We start from the raw sequence: 16,554 nt of genomic DNA on the forward strand, positions 1-16,554 counted from the left end.
CGGGGTTGAAACGATTAACCCCGCAGGCTTCCCCCAAGATTTATTTCACATTGCGAAGATAGTTCAACAATAATGGAACAGGGCGGCCGGTCGCGCCTTTTTCACCGCCGGATTTCCATGCCGTACCTGCGATGTCAAGGTGTGCCCACGGGTAATCTTCGGTGAAGTAAGACAGGAAGGTAGCGGCGGTAATCGTGCCTGCACCCGGCGTGCCGATGTTGGGAATGTCGGCAAAGTTGGATTTGAGCTGGTCTTTGTAGGTTTCAAAGAGCGGCAGTTGCCATGCTTTGTCGTCCACGTTGCGGGAAGCGACCAGCAGGCTGTCGACCAAATCCTGATTGTTGCCCATCACGCCGCTGACGTCATGACCTAAGGCGATGATGCACGCGCCGGTCAGAGTGGCAACGTCGATAACGGCTTTAGGTTTGAACTGCTCGGCGTAAGTCAATGCGTCGCACAAAATCAGACGACCCTCGGCATCGGTGTTCAACACTTCGATGGTCAAGCCTTTCATGCTTTTCACGACGTCGCCCGGTTTGTTGGCCGCGCCGGAAGGCATGTTTTCGCAGGTGGCGACGACGGCGATGAGGTTGATCGGTAGTTGCAGTTTGACGGCGGCGCAGAAGGTGCTGATGACGGTTGCCGCGCCGCACATGTCAAACTTCATTTCGTCCATGTTCAAACCGGGTTTGAGGGAGATGCCGCCGGTGTCGAAGGTAATGCCTTTGCCGACCAAGACGACGGGAGCGGCTTCTTTGTCGGCCGCACCGAAGTAGCTCAATTCAATCAGATAGGGGTCTTCCACGCTGCCTTTGGCGACCGACCAGAACGAACCCATGTTTTCTTTGATGTAGTCTTTTTCGATGATTTTGGCGTGTGCGCCCAGTTTTTCGGCTTCGGCTTTGGCGGTGCGCGCTAAGAATTCGGGTGTGCATTCGTTGGGCGCGGCATTGCCCAAGTCGCGGCAGAGGCTTTGTCCGTAAACCTGCGCCTCAGCGACGCGCAGGGCTTCTTTGACGGCGGCTTCGTGTGCGGTGTAGAACACGGCTTGTGCGAATTTGGCGGGCTTGGCTTCTTTTTTGTAGCGGTCGAAACGGTAGGCGGCGTTGCCGAACGCGATGGCGAAGGCTTCGGCAACGGCGGCGGCTTGCGCTTCATCGAAGGCATGGATGTCCGCATTAACCGTTTCCTGATTTTGCGCCCATTTGGCGGCTTCGGCGGCAGCTTTGTTCAGCGCGGCGCGGTCGGTTTTTTCGAGGCGGACGACGGCGACTGCCTGCAAACCGTTGTCCGTCGGGATTTTGGTGTCGGCAAAAGTTTGACCTTCTTCAAGCGAAGACAAAAGGGCAAGGGCGGTCGGGTGGTTTAATTGCGCGGTTTCGGTGCAGACAAATAACTGCGCGCCTGCCTGTTGCGGCTGCAAGGTTCCGGCTTTTGTGCTAAATTCCACGTTTATTCTCCTGATTGAGATGGTTTCGGGTAGTTTCAGACGACCCTTTGCATTAAGGGGTCGTCTGAAAACGGTTGGAAAGATTGTACTCCATTTGAGAGGTCGTCTGAAACCTTGCGCAGACAATCCGCCTGCGCCGAACCGCTACCGCTCCTAGCCGCGATTCTATGATTTATCAAAGAAACTTCATCAAAGAACTCTCTTTTACCGCCGTCGGCATTTTCGTCGTCCTCTTGGCGGTGTTGGTCTCCACTCAGGCAATCAACCTGCTCGGCCGTGCCGCCGACGGGCGCGTCGCCATCGATGCCGTGTTGGCATTGGTCGGTTTCTGGGTTATCGGCATGACGCCGCTTTTGCTGGTTTTGACTGCGTTCATCAGCACGCTGACCGTGTTGACCCGCTACTGGCGCGACAGCGAAATGTCGGTTTGGCTCTCCTGCGGGCTGGCGTTGAAACAGTGGATACGCCCCGTCATGCAGTTTGCCGTACCGTTTGCCATCCTGATTGCCGTCATGCAGCTTTGGGTCATGCCGTGGGCAGAACTGCGCAGCCGCGAATACGCCGAACTCCTCAAGCAGAAACAAGAATTGTCCATGGTGGAAGCAGGCGAGTTCAACAGCCTGGGCAAGCGCAACGGCAGGGTTTACTTCGTCGAAACCTTCGACACCGAATCGGGCATCATGAAAAATCTGTTCCTGCGCGAACAGGATAAAAACGGCAACGACAACATTATCTTCGCCAAAGAAGGCAATTTCTCGCTGAACGACAACAAGCGCACGCTCGACCTGCGCAACGGCTACCGTTACAGCGGCACGCCCGGCAAAGCCGACTACAACCGCGTTTCCTTTCAAAACCTCAGCCTGATTATCAGCACCACGCCCAAACTCATCGACCCCGTTTCCCACCGCCGCACCATCCCGACATCGCAGCTCATCGGCAGCAGCAACCCGCAACATCAGGCGGAATTGATGTGGCGCATCTCACTGACCGTCAGCGTCCTCCTGCTCTGCCTGCTTGCCGTGCCGCTTTCCTATTTCAACCCGCGCAGCGGCCACACCTACAACATCCTCGTCGCCATCGGGCTTTTCCTGATTTACCAAAACGGACTGACCTTCCTGCGCAATGCCGTGGAAGACGGCAAAATCCATTTCTGGCTCGGACTGCTGCCCATGCACATCATCATGTTCGCCATCGCCGTCGTACTCCTGCGCGTCCGCAGCATGCCCAGCCAGCCCTTCTGGCGGGCGGTTGGCAAAAGTCTGACATTGAAAGGCGGAAAATGAACCTGATTTCACGTTACATCATCCGCCAAATGGCGGTTATGGCGGTTTACGCCCTCCTGGCCTTCCTCGCCCTGTACAGCTTTTTCGAGATCATCAACGAAGTCGGCGACTTGGGCAAAGGCAGCTATAACGGCGCAACCATGGCGCAATACGTCCTCATGCAGATGCCCGCGCGCGCCTACGAACTCATGCCCCTCGCCGTCCTCATCGGCGGACTCGTCTCCCTCAGCCAACTTGCCGCCGGCAGCGAACTGACCGTCATCAAAGCAAGCGGCATGAGCACCAAAAAACTGCTGCTGATCCTGTCGCAGTTCGGACTGATTTTCGCCATCGCCACCGCCGCGCTCGGCGAATGGATTGCCCCCACCCTCAGCCAAAAAGCCGAAAACATCAAATCCGCCGCCATCAACGGCAAAATCAGCACCGGCAATACCGGGCTTTGGCTCAAAGAAAAAAACAGCATCATCAACGTGCGAGAAATGCTGCCCGACCATACCCTGCTGGGCATTAAAATTTGGGTGCGCAACGACAAAAACGAACTGACGCAGGCAACGGAAGCCGAATCCGCCGTTTTAAACAACGACGGCAGTTGGCAGTTGAAAAACATCCGCCGCAGCACGCTTAGCGAAGACAAAGTCGAAGTCTCGACCGCCACCGAAGAAAACTGGCCGATCGCCGTCAAACGCAACCTGATGGACGTATTGCTTGTCAAACCCGACCAAATGTCGGTCGGCGAACTGACCACCTACATCAGCCACCTCGAAAACAACAACCAAAACACCCAGATCTACGCCATCGCCTGGTGGCGCAAATTGGTTTACCCCGTCGCCGCCTGGGTCATGGCACTCGTCGCCTTTGCCTTCACCCCGCAAACCACCCGCCACGGCAATATGGGTTTGAAGCTCTTCGGCGGTATCTGCCTCGGCTTGCTGTTCCACTTCGCCGGACGGCTCTTCGGCTTTACCAGCCAACTCTACGGCGTCCCACCCTTCCTCGCCGGCGCATTGCCCACCATAGCCTTCGCCCTGCTCGCCGTTTGGCTGATACGCAGGCAGGAGAGAAGATAAAAAGATGGATTCGGAGAAAACGTCGTCTGAAAATGGTTTTGCGAAATACGCTATGCCTGTTTTCAGACGACGTTTTGTTTGGCTTGATGTTAGGTAGGGCGGGGTAGCGGAGGGTACGGTTTATTTGGATTGTTATAGTGGATTAACTTTAAACCAGTACGGCGTTGCCTCGCCTTGCCGTACTATCTGTACTGTCTGCGGCTTCGTCGCCTTGTCCTGATTTAAATTTAATCCACTATATTTATTGTTATCCGGCGGTGTTACCGTTTTCCAAAACATCCAAGATGTTTTTCAGGCTGGCGGAATCAAGCTGACCGGGCGCGGAGGCGTTTCCTGCCGTGCCAAATGTGATGGCGGAGCCGAAGGTTGAACCTGAGATACGGCTGACGAGTCCGAGTTTCCCCATAGAAATGGTAACAATCGGGCGGTTTGCAGTTTGACGGGCTTCCCAAGTGGCGTCCAAAAGCGTCAGGACATCGGCAGGGCTTTGGGGCATCACGGCGATTTTGCAGATGTCCGCGCCTGCCTCTTCCATTTTTTTCAGACGACCTGTGATGTCCGATTTGGCGGGCGTTTGATGGAAATCGTGGTTGCTCATCAGGACGGCGGTTTTGTGCGCTTTGGCGGCGGCAACCGCTTGGCGGACTTCGCTCTCGCCGGCGGAAAGTTCGATGTCGATGATGTCGATGATGCCTGAAGCGGCGGCTTTATCGAGCAATTCGAAATAATACGCTTTGCTGCAAGGGTATTCGCCGCCTTCCTCCGCGCGCCTGAAGGTAAACAGCAGCGGAGTTTCGGGAAAAGCGCGACGCACGGCGGCGGCTTGGGTAAGCAGGTATTCGGGGTTGCCTGCTTGGGCGAAATAGTCGGCTCTGAACTCGATAATATCGAAACAGGCGTGTTCGAGGTTTTTCAGGGCGGCGGATAAGGCTGCTTCGTCTCGGGCAACCAAGGGAACGGCGATTTTCGGCTGTCCGCTGCCGAGCGTGAGATGGCGGATGGTCAGGGTTTTCATGGTTTTTCTGCTGTATTGGTACGATGGCTGTCAAGCAGCGGATCGGGGAACGGTGTCCAAACGACGCCGTTGATGCCGCTTTCGGTCAGGCGGCGGTTGAGCCAGCTGTTGCACGTATTGAAAAGATGGTAGCGGCCTTCTGCTTCGTAGAATGCGTCGTCAGCACTGTAATGCGCGCCGGCGACGGGGATGGCTTTGCCCGCTTTCAATTTGAAATGACGCATCAGGTTGGCACTCAGGCGGCGGTATTGTTCGCGGCTGACGGTGAATTTGACGGTATTTTCGCCTTCTCTCGGCGGCTCGCGGTAGTAGATGGCGTGAATCAGCGTGCTGTTGACCCCGCTTAACGCCTGTACGGCCGTAGAGGCGGTCAAATCCGACCACTGCGGCGTGTTCAAATAGAAATTGCGCTCGCCCCAGCCTATGCCGACATAGCGGATGGGCGCATCGCCTTGCCCTGCGGGGCTGTCGGCAGGATTGATGATGCTGGTCCAGTCGAAAAGGTCGTCTGAAAGCGGCATGACGATGTCGGCGTGTACGCCGTTGCTGTTCAGGTAAAGGGTTACCTCGCCATCGGAGGCTTCAATGCTGTCCTGCGGAATCTTACCAAGTATGTAAGCGGCGGCAAAGTAAAGGATGGCGGCGATGATAAATGCCAACAGGGCTTTCAGGAGGATTTTGAATATTTTTTTCATTGACGTGACGGCGTCGTTAAAGATGCGGCATCATATCACGATAACGGCATGTTTTAAGTATTTCAGACGACCTTAACGCTTTAACTACAAAAGAGGTCGTCTGAAAATCAACAAAAAGATATTTTTAGTTTCCCATCAATCCGTTTTCGTAAAAAACCGCACCCGATTGTTAACATTATATTTACACTACACCCGATTACAAATATACTCATTGCCATGCCGCACGGCTTTGTTTGCTTGAAATCCAAAGCCTGCGAACAACCCGCTGCGGGAAACAAGAAAAACCGATTCAGTGAAATCAATAAAAAAGCAATGTCGGGCGATGAGCCTATGCTTCAGCGGTTTTAGCGATTTCACGTTATGTTTCAGAGGAATACTCCATGGACTTACATGCAAAGGACAAAACCCAGCATCCTGAGAATGTCGAGCTGCTCAGTGCACAAAAGCCGATTACCGACTTTAAGGGCCTGCTGACCACCATCATTTCCGCCGTCGTCTGTTTCGGCATTTACAGCATCCTGCCTTACAGCACCGATGCCAACAAAGGCATCGCGCTGTTGATTTTCGTTGCCGCGCTTTGGTTCACCGAAGCCGTCCACATCACCGTAACCGCATTGATGGTGCCGATTCTCGCCGTCGTACTCGGCTTCCCCGATATGGACATCAAAAAAGCGATGGCGGGCTTTGCCGATCCGACGATTTACATCTTCTTCGGCGGCTTCGCGCTTGCTACCGCCCTGCACATGCAGCGTCTCGACCGCAAAATCGCCGTCAACCTCTTGCGCCTGTCGCGCGGTAATATGAAAGTCGCCGTATTGATGCTGTTTGCCGTTACCGCCTTCCTGTCCATGTGGATCAGCAATACCGCGACCGCCGCCATGATGCTGCCGTTGGCAATGGGTATGATGAGCCACCTCGACCAAGAAAAAGAACGTAAAACCTACGTCTTCGTCCTGCTCGGCATCGCCTACTGCGCCAGTATCGGCGGTTTGGGTACCGTGGTCGGTTCACCGCCGAACATGATTGCCGCCAAAGCCCCCTGAATCTGGACTTCGTCGGCTGGATGAAGCTCGGCCTGCCGATGATGCTGTTGATTCTGCCGTTGATGCTGTTCTCCATGTACGTCATCCTCAAGCCCAATCTGAACGAGCGCGTCGAAGTCAAAGCCGAGTCTATCCCTTGGACGCTGCACCGTGTAATCGCGCTGTTGATTTTCATCGCTGCTGCCGTGGCTTGGGTATTCAGCTCCAAAATCAAAGAAGCGTTCGGCATTTCCAACCCCGATACCGTCATTGCCCTGATTGCCGCTGTCGCCGTCGTCGTATTCGGCGTGGCGCAATGGAAAGAAGTCGCCCGCAATACCGACTGGGGTGTGTTGATGCTCTTCGGCGGCGGCATCAGCTTGAGCGCGCTGCTGCAATCCTCCGGCGCATCCGAAGCCTTGGGTCAGCAGGTGGCCACCACTTTCACCGCCGCGCATCCGCTGCTGGTGATTTTCGTAGTCGCCACCTTCATCATCTTCCTGACCGAGTTCACCAGTAACACCGCCTCCGCCGCGCTGCTCGTGCCCATTTTCGCCAGCATCGCCACGCAAATGGGGCTGCCCGAACAAGTCTTGGTATTTGTCATCGGCATCGGCGCATCCTGCGCGTTCATGCTGCCGGTTGCCACGCCGCCCAACGCGATTGTGTTCGGTACAGGCTTGATTAAGCAACGCGAAATGATGAACGTCGGCTTGCTGCTGAACGTCCTTTGTATCGTATTGGTTGCGCTGTGGGCTTATTTCATTCTGATGTAAACCCATAAAACCCTAGCCAAGGTCGTCTGAAAGAATATTTTTCAGACGACCTTGAAGTTTTTCCGCCCAGCTCCATTTGTAAAAAGATTCTTAACGAAAGGAAACCCATGATTATCCTGCACACCAACAAAGGCGACATCAAAATCGAACTCGACTTCGACAAAGCCCCCGTTACCGCCAAAAACTTCGAGCAATACGTCAAAGACGGCTTCTACGACGGCGTAATCTTCCACCGCGTCATCAAAGGCTTCATGATTCAAGGCGGCGGCATGGACGAGAACATGAACGAAAAAGAAACACGCGAGCCGATTCAAAACGAAGCGTCCAACGGCCTGCCCAACGAGAAATACACCATCGCCATGGCGCGCACCTCCGACCCGCATTCCGCCAGCGCGCAATTCTTCATCAACACCGCCGACAACGCCTTCCTGAACTTCCGTTCCAAAGAGCTGTACGGCAAAACCGTCGTCCAAGACTGGGGCTACGCCGTATTCGGCAAAGTCGTCGACGGTTTTGACGTGGTCGATGCCATCGAAGGCGTCGCCACCAAACGCCACGGCTACCACGACGATGTACCGACCGAACCTGTCGTCATCACCAAAGCCGAAGTGGTATAAATTTGACGCGTTACATCCCATGACGCAAAAGCAGCCTGAAACGGGCTGCTTTTTTTGCGGATAAGGCATATCGACGGCTTCTTTGGTTTTTGACGAATCAGTTGCCATCAACCGTCAGCAATCAATCAAACAAATCTGTTGCATTGGCAGCGTAGCGTGGGCTTGACGCAAGGAAAAATATGTAGGACGAAACTGGGCAGGGCGGTATGCCTGACTGTTTTTTGTAATCCGCAACGAAACAGCAGAAAACCTGTGTTTGGGTTTCGACTGTTGGGGGTGAAAAGGGCTATTTGCAAAGTTCTCGATAACAACAAAAGGTCGTCTGAAAACAGGTTTTCAGACGACCTTTTCGTTTTTTACCTCTCAACAATGGTTTGTATTGGAATGGGGGGATATTTAAGTAGAATGAGCGAGGAGATTTTGCAAAGGTCTCCTCATGCTGATTCTAGGAGATAGCTGATTTTAATAGCACTTTTTCATCATTTATAAAAACAAAAGGCATCAATCCGATGCCTTTTTAATTCATTAACATGAAAAATTAACGTTCACTTCAACGTTTATTCGATTCACGAATCACTTCTTTGGATTACTTCAAAAATGCCGCATGATATGCAATATGCTCACCAATAAAACTGGCGATGAAGTAATAGCTATGATCATAGCCTTTATGGAAGCGCACGTTGATCGGCTGATTTGCCGCACGACAGGTTTCGATAAAATCTTCGGTACGCAATTGTGTTGGTAAAAACTCATCTTCCAAGCCCTGATCAATGCGCATACCTTGCACTTTATAGCCTTGTTGAATGAGCGTGCCGGCATCATATTGTTGCCATTTTTCACGATCTTTTCCTAAATAGGCAGAAAAGGCTTTTTCTCCCCAAGGCACAAGGCTTGGCGACAAAATGGGCGAAAAGGCAGAGACACTTTGATAACGTTCCCGGTTTCGCAGTGCCAATACCAATGCGCCGTGTCCGCCCATTGAATGCCCCATAATGGAACGTTTGCCGTTGGTAGGAAAATTTTCCTCAATCAGACTGGGCAACTCGTTCAAAATATAATCATACATTTGATAATTCGTCGCCCAAGGCTGCTCGGTCGCATTCAGATAGAAGCCTGCACCTTGCCCTAAATCATAAGCCGCATCGTTCGGCACTTGCTCTCCGCGAGGGCTGGTATCGGGGGCAACCACAATCACTTGATGTTCTGCCGCATAGCGCTGAAAGCCTGATTTGGTAATGAAATTTTGTTCAGTACAGGTTAAGCCGGAAAGCCAATAAATCACACCAAGTGGTCGATTCTCCTGATTATCCGGCAAATAGACGGCAAATTTCATTTCGCATTGAAGCGTTTGGGCATGATGTGCCCAAACTTGTTGCAAACCGCCAAAAATTTGATGTTGTTCAATCAGTTTCATCACGGGCCTTAGTAATGAATAACAGAGCGGATCGATTTACCTTCGTGCATTAACTCAAAGGCTTCATTGATTTGATCAAGTGTCATTGTGTGAGTCACAAACGGTTCTAACTGGATATCACCTTTCATTGAATCTTCCACCATTTTCGGAAGTTCAGAGCGGCCTTTCACACCACCAAATGCCGTGCCTTTCCAAACACGACCGGTTACCAACTGGAACGGACGCGTTGAAATTTCTTGTCCTGCACCTGCTACGCCGATGATAATGGATTGTCCCCAACCACGGTGTGCACTTTCTAATGCTTGACGCATTACGTTTACATTGCCGATACATTCAAAGGTATGGTCAATGCCCCATTTATTGATGTCTAACAACACATCTTTGATTGGTTTATCGTAATCGTTCGGGTTTAAGCAGTCAGTCGCACCAAACTGTTTTGCCAACTCGAATTTTGCGGAATTGGTATCAATGGCGATAATGCGCCCCGCTTTGGCTTGACGCGCACCTTGCACCACAGCCAAACCAATCGCCCCCAAGCCAAACACGGCCACAGAGTCGCCTTCTTGCACTTTTGCCGTGTTATGTACCGCACCAATACCTGTGGTAACACCGCAGCCGAGCAAACATACTTGTTCGTGGTTGGCTTCCGGGTTGATTTTCGCCAGTGAAACTTCCGCAACAACAGAATATTCACTGAAAGTCGAACAGCCCATATAGTGATAGATCGGCTGACCTTGATAAGAAAAACGCGTCGTGCCGTCCGGCATTAAGCCTTTACCTTGCGTATCACGCACTGAGACGCATAAGTTGGTTTTACCTGAACGACAAAACTCACATTCTCCACATTCAGCGGTGTAAAGAGGAATGACGTGATCACCTGGTTTTACGCTTAACACACCTTCGCCCACAGCAACGACTACACCTGCACCTTCGTGTCCAAGCACCACAGGGAATACGCCTTCAGGATCGTTCCCTGATAATGTAAATGCATCAGTATGGCACACGCCAGTGTGGGTATTGCGGATTAACACCTCGCCTTTACGCGGCATTTCTACATCGATTTCCACAATTTGTAAGGGTTGATTTGGCGCGAATGCTACCGCCGCACGCGATTTGATGGTTGAATTGGTTTGTTTAATTTCCATTATTTTTGCCTTTTAATTCATTAATAAAGTTACTAAATGACACCAGTTTATACTTTGGACTCCAGTCTGAAGCAAGCGTTTTTTGCAATTTTGCTTCGGCAGTAGCATGATTGACTGAAGATGTAAAATGCAATTGGCATTTTATTGAAGTGTCATCAAATATCATTTTTATTTTAAATTAATAAACAAAACAATAATATAAATTATTATATCTTTCTCATCATTTCATTCGCCGATCAAATCCTCGTTGAGATGTACAAGAAAAAAATTCTTTAATGTCATATAGATAGAATTATTTATATTCCCGGCTACTTGATCTCAAGGAGAGCCATCATGGCCAATACATTGCACTCTTTATCCCGCAGCGCAGCAAACAATAAATCAGACGTCCTTAAAGGAACGCCCCATGATGACGTTTTACATGGCAGTCTCGGACATACCACATTCTACGGCGGCTTGGGCGACGATATTTATTACAGTAAGAACGCGGACGACACCATTGTTGAATATGCAAATGAAGGCAACGACACGGTTTACGCCGATACAACCTTTACCTTACCGACCCACGTCGAAAACCTGACACTGGAAGGCAACGGCAACACCTTCGGATTTGGCAACAACTCTAACAATATTCTGATAGGCAACAGCGGCAACAACCGCTTGAGTGGTGAAGAAGGCAACGATTTCCTGTACGGCATGGGCGGCAACGACACCCTGTCAGGTGGCAATGGAAATGATCACCTCAACGGAGGAGACGGAGATGACTATCTTGCAGGCGGCTTGGGTAGCGACACCATCATAACAGGTGCAGGCAGAGACACTGTCGCCTTTACTGCAGCAGATATTCGTGAAGGCAGCATAGATCGTTTGCTCGACTTTAACCCTGAGACGGATAAACTCGACCTATCTGGTATGCGTTCATTGCTGACTGGCAGCAACGCCAATTTGAGCTGGTCAAAGATGTTCGTTTACAAAGACCCTGAGGTCATTCTCCAAAAAGACCATCCTTATCTCATCTTTGATACAGAGCAGCAGACTCTTGCTTATCGTGCAGCAGGTTCAAGCAGTAGCACCGTATTTGCCAAATTCGATAGCGACGATCCATCAAAATGGTTGGATGCATCCAATATCATCGGCTAAAGACCCGTGAAAAAGAACCGACAGTTTGAAATGAATCTGCTTTTTAAACTCCAAAGCAAAGATTTAAAATAAACATTATTTGAAATAAATCGTCAGTTCATTCTAAGCTGATTCAATAAAAACGTCGTCTAAGAGCGTGTTCATAGTCTTCGTAGCAGGACTCCCAAGAAAGCCAAAGCTACCATTTGCAGACTGGTACTCAACTTACGCTCGCAGTTTTTCCAAAGCCGCCTGTTCTTTTCCAACCAGGAAAAGCTGCGCTCTACTACCCATCGCTTCGGCAATACTGCAAAACGGTGCAATTCGTTTCGTTTGGCAATCTCTACCTCCGCACCAATCAACTCCTGTACCGACGAAGCAAATGCCTTACCCGTGTAACCACCGTCAGCAAGGATTTTTTGTATCGCACCAAGATTATCCCGCCCACGTTCCAATGCCACCAGGCAGCCTTTTCTATCCGTAACATCCGCCGTCGTTACCGCAAGGGCATGCGGCAAACCTTGCGTGTCAACCGCTATATGTCGCTTGATACCGCTAACCTTCTTGCCCGCATCGTAGCCTTTTTCCATGGCGGTATCCGTGTTCTTCACACTCTGCGCATCAATAATCAGGAAAGTAGTTGCTTCATGGCGCCCCTGCTTGCGGTGCTCCGCAACTACCTGATTTTTTTAATGCTTCCTCAAGGATGCTGATGCCACTCTCGCGTGGTTCGGTCCATCTCTGGAAGTAGGAATGCACGGTGCGCCATTTGGGGAAGTCGCCCGGCAAAGCGCGCCAGGAGCAGCCAGTGCGTTGCAGGTAGAGAATGGCACAAAAGACATCGTACAAGTCCACCTGGCGTGGCGCTGTGCGTTTACGGGCACTTTCCAGCAGGGGAAGGAGAGGCGCAAATTGCTCGCGACTGATATCGCTTGGGTAGGTTTTTCTGTTCATGCCGATAGTTTACAGCAGAGGCTGAGACAATGAACACGTTCTAACAATATTCTGATAGGCAACAGCGGCAACAACCGCTTGAGTGGTGAAGAAGGCAACGATTTCCTGTACGGCATGGGCGGCAACGACACCCTGTCAGGTGGCAATGGAAATGATCACCTCAACGGAGGAGACGGAGATGACTATCTTGCAGGCGGCTTGGGTAGCGACACCATCATAACAGGTGCAGGCAGAGACACTGTCGCCTTTACTGCAGCAGATATTCGTGAAGGCAGCATAGATCGTTTGCTCGACTTTAACCCTGAGACGGATAAACTCGACCTATCTGGTATGCGTTCATTGCTGACTGGCAGCAACGCCAATTTGAGCTGGTCAAAGATGTTCGTTGACAAAGACCCTGAGGTCATTCTCCAAAAAGACCATCCTTATCTCATCTTTGATACAGAGCAGCAGACTCTTGCTTATCGTGCAGCAGGTTCAAGCAGTAGCACCGTATTTGCCAAATCCGATAGCGACGATCCATCAAAATGGTTGGATGCATCCAATATCATCGGATAAAGACCCGTGAAAAAGAACCGACAGTTTGAAATGAATCTGCTTTTTAAACTCCAAAGCAAAGATTTAAAATAAACATTATTTGAAACAAATCGTCAGTTCATTCTAAGCTGATTCAATAAAAACGTCGTCTAAAAACGTAGTTACAGGTTTCAGACGACGTTTCTGTTTCTAAGATTGCGCTTTCTGAAAAATCTGGCAAAGGTCTCAAACTGCTTAAGCTTTATACGTCATACGTTCCCATTACGCTTGCGCTGTCCAAGATATGTCCTTGCATGGCGAAGTGCAGGTCGTTGAAGCGGAAGCCGCGCGGCAGGTTTAATACGGTGTCGAGTGCGTAAACGATGAGTTCGTAGCGGTGGCGGCAGTTGGGCGGATACATACCGCCGTAGCCTGTGGCTTCTTTGATGTCCAACTTGCCCAACAGGCTTGCCCAACTGTTTGCGCCTTGTGTGTAGTCGGTGGCGGTCAAGCTTTCGTTTTCGGCGACGGAGGTGCGTTTGAGGTCGGCAATCAGCCAGTGTGTCCACACGAATCCGCTGGCGGTAATGGCGTCTTTGTCTTCCAAAACGACGGCAAAGGATTTCGTGCCTTCGGGAGCGCCGCTGATTTCAAAGGGAATGGAATAAGTCGGCATATTGTTCGGACTAAACTGACTGCCGCGTTTGCCGTATTTGTCTTCAAATTCACCGTTGACAATGGCTGAAGTCGTTACCTGCATAGTGTTCTCCTATGGGTTGGGGAAGGGGTCGTCTGAAAAAGGAAGGCTTGTTCAGACGGAGGGTGGATTGTTCGGTTTGCCGGGCTGCTGTTTTCAGACGACCTGTTTTATACCTGCCAATCTATCGGCGTTATCCCGTTTTCCTGCAAATAGGCATTGGCGTGGGAAAAGTGTTTGCAGCCGAAAAAACCGCGATAGGCGGACAGCGGCGAGGGGTGCGGCGCGCTGAGGACGAGATGGCGGCTGCGGTCGATAAACGCGCCTTTTTTCTGCGCGTGGCTGCCCCAAAGCATGAAGACGACGTGTTCGCGGTTTTGGTTGATTTGGTTGACCACTTCGTCGGTAAAGCGTTCCCAGCCCAATGTGGCATGGGAATGCGCCTGTCCCGCGCGGACGGTCAGTACGGTATTGAGCAGTAAAACGCCCTGCTCCGCCCAATATTGCAGATAGCCGTGTTGCGGGATACGGAAGCCTTCGATGTCGTCCGCCAGTTCTTTGTAAATATTGACCAGCGAGGGCGGGACGGCGACGCCTTCGCGGACGGAAAACGCCAGCCCGTGCGCCTGTCCTGCACCGTGATACGGGTCTTGCCCCAAAATCACGACTTTGACGTTACCGAATTCGGTTGCTTTAAAGGCGTTGAACACGTCTTCGGCAGGCGGATAGATAATCCGCCCCATGCCGCGCTCTTTTTTGACGGTTTCGATGATGTGTTGGAAATAGGGTTCGGACTTTTCCGAGCCGATTGCTTCGTGCCAAGTTTGCATGAGGCTGCCTTTGTGAAGGGAGATAGTTGGGATTATAGTGCGGTTGTTTGTAAAAAGGTCGTCTGAAAACCCTGTTTCAGGTTTTCAGACGACCTTTCGTCTTTATTTTTCGTTTTGTTTGTACCAGTTGATGAATTCGTCTGGTTTGACGAAGCCGAGCAAGGGGTCGCTGCGTCTGCCGTCGGCGTGGATGGCGAAAATGCCCGGCGGGCCGTAGATTCCGTATTCTTTGTAGAGTGCCTGATGTTCGGGCGTGTTGGCGGTTACGTCGATTTGGAAGAAGCGGTCCATATCGACGGCTTCATGCACTTGCGGCTGGTTGAGCGTGTAGTTTGCCATTTCTTTGCAGGAAATACACCAGTCGGCGTAGAAATCCAAAACGACGGGTTTGTCGGGGTTGGCTTTCAATGCGGCGTCCATGGCAGCTTTGAGTTCGGCGACGTCAGTGAACATTTTGCCGTGGCCGGTGGTTTTGCCTGCTTCGGACGGGGGAGACAATGTCAGGAAGTGGTGCAGGGCGGTGGTTTGTTTGTTTGCGCTTTGCCAGCCGAACCATGCGCCGCCGATGATGAGCAGGAAGCCTAAAACGGAGGCTGCGGTTTTCAGACGACCTTTTTGTTTGCCGGATTTAACCAGCAACATGACGGCAGGGACGATCATGAGCAGGGTGTACAGCGCGACCACGAGGTAGTAGGGCAGGTGCGGCGTGGCGAGATAGACGGCTACGGCAAGCAGGATGAAGCCGAAGGCGTATTTGATGCCGTTCATCCAGTCGCCTGCTTTGGGCAGGACATGGCCGCCGAATGTGCCGATGAGGATCAGCGGAACGCCGGTGCCGAGTGCCAAGACATACAGCGCCAGTCCGCCCAAAACGGCATCACCGGTTTGTCCGATATAGCCCAAGGCGAATCCGAGCGGCGGGGCGACGCAGGGTCCGACGATCAGCGCGGAGAGTATGCCCATGACGAAGACGGAGAAGATTTTGCCGCCGGAGAGTTTGCTGCTTTGGTTTTGGAAATAGGATTGGACGGCGTTGGGCAGTTGGATGTTGAAGAGTCCGAACATGGAAAGCGCGAGGACGACCATCAGACCTGCGGCGGCAAGGACGACCCATGCCTGTTGCAGCCATACGGTCAGAAGCGCGCCCGTCAAGCCTGCGATGACGCCGACCAGTGTGTAGGTCAGTGCCAAACCTTGCACATACGCTACGGATAGCGCGAAGGCGCGGCCTTTGCCGGCGGTTTTATCGCCGACGATGATGCTGGAAACAATCGGTAAAAGCGGATACATACAGGCGGTAAAGCTCAAAAATACCCCTGCGGTAAAAAACGCCAACAGGTTGGCGTTTAATGTGTCCCACGATAATTTGAAGCGGCTGCCGTCGTCGTTTTGCGAGGCTTTAGGCGCGGCGGCGGGGGATGGTTTGGCGGAATCGGGTTGCAGGAAGCGGTCTTTGGCGGATATGGGTTCGTCGCTTTGCGGCTGGTACAGGCCGTTGCCATTAATCTCGAAAGAAGTGTCCACAGGCGGGTAACATACGCCGGCTTCGGCACAACCTTGATAAGTCAGCGTCAGCTTGTAGGTCGGCGCGGCTTTTTTGTAAGGCCAGTTGACCTGCGCGGCGCGGTGGAACACGGTTTGTTTGCCGAAAAACTCATCTTCTTTGGCTTCGCCTTTGCTGAAAACGGGTTCGCCCAATACGCCTTCAGGCGCGGTGGCGGCGACGATTTTCGATTGGTACATATAGTAGCCGTCAGCGATTTTGAATTCGACGTTGATGCCTTTGTCGGTAACGTTCACTTGCGGCACAAACGCTTTTTCAGGCGGCAGCAAATCGTCGGCGTTCACAGCGAACGCGCTGGAACACAGGGCAAAAAAGGCGGTAAAGAAGTAAAGGAGTTTTTTCATGGCGTCTTCTCGGTGGAAGGGTTGAACAGGCGCATTATAAACGCAG

General features: G+C 51.8%; 14 protein-coding genes and 2 pseudogenes. 6 read left to right on the forward strand and 10 right to left on the reverse strand.

Translation table 11 applies throughout. The features are described 5' to 3' along the window. Window positions 1-40: 40 nt before the first annotated feature. A complete protein-coding gene (locus tag MON37_RS03880) occupies window positions 41-1,450 on the reverse strand; it encodes a leucyl aminopeptidase (protein ID WP_039407268.1) in 1,410 nt (469 codons plus the stop codon). 167 nt (window positions 1,451-1,617) lie between these two features. Here MON37_RS03880 and lptF point away from each other — a divergent pair, with 167 nt between their 5' ends. Both lptF and lptG read left to right on the forward strand, forming a co-directional pair. After that, window positions 1,618-2,733, forward strand: a complete 1,116-nt coding sequence (gene lptF / locus MON37_RS03885; RefSeq protein WP_039407271.1) for an LPS export ABC transporter permease LptF — start codon at window positions 1,618-1,620, stop codon at window positions 2,731-2,733. Further along, window positions 2,730-3,800: an LPS export ABC transporter permease LptG gene (gene lptG / locus MON37_RS03890; RefSeq protein WP_039407274.1), complete on the forward strand. Its 1,071-nt coding sequence runs from the start codon at window positions 2,730-2,732 to the stop codon at window positions 3,798-3,800. Before lptF ends, lptG begins: the two co-directional genes overlap by 4 nt. A gap of 135 nt (window positions 3,801-3,935) precedes the next feature. On the opposite strand, the pseudogene MON37_RS12430 reads toward lptG, so the two are convergent. The 3 genes and pseudogenes from MON37_RS12430 to MON37_RS03900 form a co-directional block, all read right to left on the reverse strand. Beyond that, a pseudogene (locus MON37_RS12430) lies at window positions 3,936-4,043 on the reverse strand (IS5/IS1182 family transposase); the annotation flags it as partial. Window positions 4,044-4,047: 4 nt separating this feature from the next. Beyond that, entirely contained in the window at window positions 4,048-4,815 is a 768-nt protein-coding gene (gene aroD / locus MON37_RS03895; protein ID WP_039407277.1) for a type I 3-dehydroquinate dehydratase, read from the reverse strand. Continuing rightward, on the reverse strand, window positions 4,812-5,510 hold the full coding sequence (locus MON37_RS03900) for a TIGR02117 family protein (RefSeq protein ID WP_039407280.1): 699 nt from the start codon (window positions 5,508-5,510) through the stop codon (window positions 4,812-4,814). Before MON37_RS03900 ends, aroD begins: the two co-directional genes overlap by 4 nt. 380 nt (window positions 5,511-5,890) lie before the next feature. On the opposite strand from MON37_RS03900, the pseudogene MON37_RS03905 reads away from it, so the two are divergent. Next, window positions 5,891-7,308, forward strand: a pseudogene (locus MON37_RS03905) (SLC13 family permease). 107 nt (window positions 7,309-7,415) lie between these two features. Then, complete coding sequence (locus MON37_RS03910) at window positions 7,416-7,925, forward strand: peptidylprolyl isomerase (RefSeq protein ID WP_003743061.1); 510 nt, start codon at window positions 7,416-7,418, stop codon at window positions 7,923-7,925. Window positions 7,926-8,511: 586 nt separating this feature from the next. Here the strand turns inward: MON37_RS03910 and fghA are convergent. Together fghA and MON37_RS03920 are read right to left on the reverse strand one after the other, a co-directional pair. Continuing rightward, on the reverse strand, window positions 8,512-9,339 hold the full coding sequence (fghA, locus tag MON37_RS03915) for an S-formylglutathione hydrolase (protein WP_039407284.1): 828 nt from the start codon (window positions 9,337-9,339) through the stop codon (window positions 8,512-8,514). Between the two features lie 8 nt (window positions 9,340-9,347). Beyond that, a complete protein-coding gene (locus tag MON37_RS03920; RefSeq protein WP_039407286.1) occupies window positions 9,348-10,484 on the reverse strand; it encodes an S-(hydroxymethyl)glutathione dehydrogenase/class III alcohol dehydrogenase in 1,137 nt (378 codons plus the stop codon). Between the two features lie 333 nt (window positions 10,485-10,817). On the opposite strand from MON37_RS03920, the gene MON37_RS03925 reads away from it, so the two are divergent. Continuing rightward, entirely contained in the window at window positions 10,818-11,624 is an 807-nt protein-coding gene (locus tag MON37_RS03925) for a calcium-binding protein (protein WP_278250520.1), read from the forward strand. 140 nt (window positions 11,625-11,764) lie between these two features. On the opposite strand, the gene MON37_RS03930 is transcribed toward MON37_RS03925, so the two are convergent. Further along, window positions 11,765-12,557 (reverse strand): IS5 family transposase gene (locus MON37_RS03930; RefSeq protein WP_234403659.1). Its coding sequence is split into 2 segments (ribosomal slippage): window positions 11,765-12,292 and window positions 12,294-12,557, totalling 792 coding nucleotides; the frame shifts between segments, so codons are not numbered across the junction. A 78-nt stretch (window positions 12,558-12,635) separates the two neighbouring features. Here MON37_RS03930 and MON37_RS03945 point away from each other — a divergent pair. Beyond that, complete coding sequence (locus tag MON37_RS03945; protein WP_278250521.1) at window positions 12,636-13,115, forward strand: M10 family metallopeptidase C-terminal domain-containing protein; 480 nt, start codon at window positions 12,636-12,638, stop codon at window positions 13,113-13,115. A 220-nt stretch (window positions 13,116-13,335) separates the two neighbouring features. Here the strand turns inward: MON37_RS03945 and MON37_RS03950 are convergent, their stop codons facing one another. The 3 genes from MON37_RS03950 to dsbD all read right to left on the reverse strand — a co-directional run bounded on the left by MON37_RS03950 (window position 13,336) and on the right by dsbD (window position 16,508). Then, window positions 13,336-13,833, reverse strand: a complete 498-nt coding sequence (locus tag MON37_RS03950; RefSeq protein ID WP_039407293.1) for a YbhB/YbcL family Raf kinase inhibitor-like protein — start codon at window positions 13,831-13,833, stop codon at window positions 13,336-13,338. Between the two features lie 107 nt (window positions 13,834-13,940). Beyond that, window positions 13,941-14,600 carry a uracil-DNA glycosylase gene (ung, locus tag MON37_RS03955; RefSeq protein ID WP_039407296.1) on the reverse strand — a complete coding sequence of 220 codons (660 nt, stop codon included), beginning with the start codon at window positions 14,598-14,600 and terminating at the stop codon, window positions 13,941-13,943. Between the two features lie 102 nt (window positions 14,601-14,702). Next, complete coding sequence (gene dsbD / locus MON37_RS03960) at window positions 14,703-16,508, reverse strand: protein-disulfide reductase DsbD (RefSeq protein ID WP_039407298.1); 1,806 nt, start codon at window positions 16,506-16,508, stop codon at window positions 14,703-14,705. Window positions 16,509-16,554 lie beyond the last annotated feature (46 nt).

This window comes from Morococcus cerebrosus, from assembly GCF_022749515.1.
Classification (GTDB): domain Bacteria; phylum Pseudomonadota; class Gammaproteobacteria; order Burkholderiales; family Neisseriaceae; genus Neisseria; species Neisseria cerebrosa.